The organism is Tahibacter caeni (genome assembly GCF_024609805.1).
GTDB classification, from domain to species: Bacteria; Pseudomonadota; Gammaproteobacteria; order Xanthomonadales; family Rhodanobacteraceae; genus Tahibacter; species Tahibacter caeni.
This window is the reverse complement of sequence record NZ_JANFVR010000445.1, coordinates 1-3,203: the sequence shown is the minus strand read 5'-3', so window position 1 is coordinate 3,203 and position 3,203 is coordinate 1. Positions and strand designations below refer to the sequence as shown.

Here is a 3,203-nt window from a genome sequence, read left to right as displayed (position 1 = left end):
AGAAGCCGAAGAACGACGACGCATCGTGACCGCCTCGGTTACCATCTGACCAACGCGCAACACCCCGCAGCCCCCGGTCACGATCAACCGAAACGGCCGGTCACGATCGGCGAAATACGCATCCAGACCTCCGGAGAAGAGGCAGACGCAATCGTGTCCCTTCAGGTCCGTCCAATTCCTGGGGCGTTTGTACGGCGGCGGCGGCTTGGGGCCGCCCCCCACTGTGTTGATCTCCCACTGATCCCCGCTGAGAAAGTCGAGAGCCCGTTTCAAGGTTGGAACAGCAGCCGCCCAAGGAGCGGGATCGGAAACCGGCACCCGCAGGGACAGTTCCCGAGACCACCCATCGGCCGCCTGAAATTTGGAGACGAACGAATCGGCGGCGGTGACCGCCATGGCCACCGTAAGCAGGTCGAACGCGCGGCGGTTGGCCGACACGCGCAGACGTCGAAGCTCTTCGAGAACCGGTCCACCAACGGAACCCGTGTCCGCGGCCGGCGCCCGTTTGCCGTACATGACCACCGGGATGCTGCTGCCTTTGTAGGTGGCCACCTTCTCGATGTCGCGTTTGAACGTCAGTTTGCTCATGACTCGTAGGCTTCCCATTCCGTCCAAACCTCGGTCAATGCACGGCGTTGCGCCTGTTCCACATCCTTGCCGCTGAGCCGCTTGCGGCCAGCAAGGGCGGGATGGAGGTGCTTGTCCACCGACGCTCGGACCAACGACCGCATGTCGTTCTCTGCCTGTTCCAAACGTCCGGCTTCCGCCGCTTTGGAAAAAGCGCGGTTCGATTCCAGCATCACCTGGCCGAACACGCAGGCGCTCAAGTACGCGACCACGACCTTGACCACCATGTCGTGCGTGATCTTAGTGAAGTCGAACTCCTCGAACCCTTCCAAGCACTCCGACATCGCCTCGATGATGGCCACCCGGATTCGTTCCGCATCGCCGTTTTCTGGCAGGAGCGCTTCCACCAGTGCTTGGATGGCGACGTCCACGTCGATGCCATCCAGCGTCTCCAATTCCAGGTCCGGCGGAATGGCACCGGTTTGTAGCGTGGTGAGGGCGTCGAACAGCGCGCCGCCGACCTGCACCATGGAACCAAACCGCCGCGGTCCCACGGTGCGCCCGCCGGTTGCCTGTCGCGCGTAGTGGCCCAAAGCCTTCCGCAACGCGCCGCCGTCGCCCGACGAGACGAACTCACCGAGCTGGCGCCGGAACGGACCGAACCGCTTCGGGGGCGGCTCAGGTCCGGGTCCCTTTCCGTCGGTGTCGGCCCACGGTGGAACCAGCGGGCTCTTGCCCCCAGATCCGCGGCTTGAAGTGGACGTGCCCATTTATTTGGCTCCTTCCCCCGAGTACCACGCAGCACCTTTGAGCAACACTCTCATCCACGGCCGCAATTTGCCGTTCGATGCCGTGGTGGGCACGAACTGGTCGAGAACGGCGCCAGCGTCGGACGACACGTTCGCCAAGATGAGAGCTCCGTCGAAGCCTGGCGGCTTCTTGGACCAGTCGCTGTGCGTGCGAAACGTCTCGATCAAGGCGGCCATAACGGCCGCTTGTTCGCCAGGCGGAATGGACGCAGCGGTTCCCCGGCCTGACTCGGACGAAATGCTTTGAGCCGCTTTGAGCGCCCTGAAGGCATCCGCGGCGGCTGCGGACAAAGAACCGGTACGTGCGCGCAACGGCAAGGTTTCGCGACTCAGGTAAACGAGAGGACGAAGGTCCACGTTGGCCAACTTGGGTTCAAGCCCCAACCAGTCGGAGAGAAACGCCGCCCACTTCGACCAAGCCTCTGGAGTGGCTTTCTTGAACTTGTCCGGGCTGTCCAGCGATGACTCCAGTTCCCGGATGACTCCGGGCATGCCTTCCGAAGCCTCGTTGATCTCCGAGTAGAGATGTTGAATGGCAGCGCTGTCGGTACAGCGTTCGAACAGCGCCAACTTCGCGATCAACGCCTCATTGACGGGCATCTCGCGGAGGCGAGCAATTTTTGCGCGCATGCGGACCACGTTCATCATCCGCTTCACGATGCGGGGATTTCCGTTGACCAGCTTCGAGCCCGCCAGAATCGGCGCGATGCGATCGGCGACGGCAAAACCCTCCTTGATCTCGGGCGCGACGCCGTCGCCCAATTCGGCGAGTGCGGCTTCCGCGGTGATGGGTTCCTCCTTCCAGAGCAACCGCATGTTGCGTTCCAGCGCCTCGTGGAGTTTCTGTTGGCGCTCCTTGGTAACGTGGCCGCCGGACGAAGCGATCAACTGGAAGAGATAGGCACGCACTTCCGGGATGCCCAGGCGAGGAACGCGCACCGGCACTTGGATCAGTTTGTCCAAGTAGTCGGTAACGTGCCGCTCACCCGGAGATTTGAAAAACTCGGTGACCGAGTGCCGGACCATTTCCTCATCGGCAGCGACGACGAAAGCCGTGCTTTTCATGAACAGGAAGAGCCGCAGGGCTTCCAACGTCTGGATGGTCTGCTTGGGCAAGCACCGGTCCAGGTTGTCAACGAAGACAACCAGGGTCTTTCCCAACTCCTTGAGGATCGCCTGGAACTCACGGCGGAACGCAGCGATCTCCTTGGGCGCAGACGGCTTCTTTTCCTTCTTCAGCAGCCCGCCCGCCTTGGCCTTGATTTGGCTTCCGGCCTCTTTGATCGCGTCCGCGTCTTCTTCGGCTGCTTCCCCCGAAACGACCTTCCCGACGGCTTCGACGGCTTTGCTCGCCCAGCCAAACATCGGTATTCCCATCGCGAGTGCACCGCCCTCCGCGGCCAAGCCGAGCGCGCGGATCTTGTCTACGCGGCCGAACAACTTTTTGGCTTTCGCAAACAGGCCATCGTTGGTCTTGGCTGCCTTGAGGAGAGCCGAGGCGATCACCTCCATGAGGGCCGCCCGAGCGTCGTCGTAGCCTTGATACAGCCACGCATCAAAGCGGATGACCAGGTAATCGTTCTGCTTGCCGGCCTGGCCCTGAGACAGCCGGGCCTCAATCAGATTCAGAAGGGTGGACTTCCCTGTGCCCCACGACCCGAATATTCCGACCGACACCGGACGCATGTTCGGATCGCCAATGACTTCTGAACCGCCCCGGGAATCCCGGAGACTCGTTGGTGTGAGTCACGCCGCCATGGCGAGCTCACGCTGCTGCTGATAGTAGTTCGCTTCGGCTTCGGCGGGTGGGATGTTGCCGATTGGCCC

At 62.2% G+C, this 3,203-nt stretch carries 2 protein-coding genes and 1 pseudogene; all 3 read right to left on the bottom strand.

Features of this window, described 5'->3' with window-relative positions; all coding sequences use genetic code 11:
- Window positions 1–588 (bottom strand): annotated as a pseudogene (locus NON22_RS22330) (hypothetical protein); the annotation flags it as partial.
- A complete protein-coding gene (locus tag NON22_RS22325; protein ID WP_257389199.1) occupies window positions 585–1,337 on the bottom strand; it encodes a hypothetical protein in 753 nt (250 codons plus the stop codon). The gene NON22_RS22325 and the pseudogene NON22_RS22330, both read right to left, overlap by 4 nt.
- Window positions 1,338–3,077 (bottom strand): KAP family P-loop NTPase fold protein, encoded by a 1,740-nt coding sequence (locus NON22_RS22320; protein ID WP_257389200.1) that lies wholly within the window; start codon window positions 3,075–3,077, stop codon window positions 1,338–1,340.
- Window positions 3,078–3,203 lie beyond the last annotated feature (126 nt).

What these genes read in the sequence shown, in the direction of transcription:
- NON22_RS22325 (WP_257389199.1), bottom strand. Translation starts at nt 1,337, where the DNA reads ATGGGCACGTCCACTTCAAGCCGCGGATCTGGGGGCAAGAGCCCGCTG.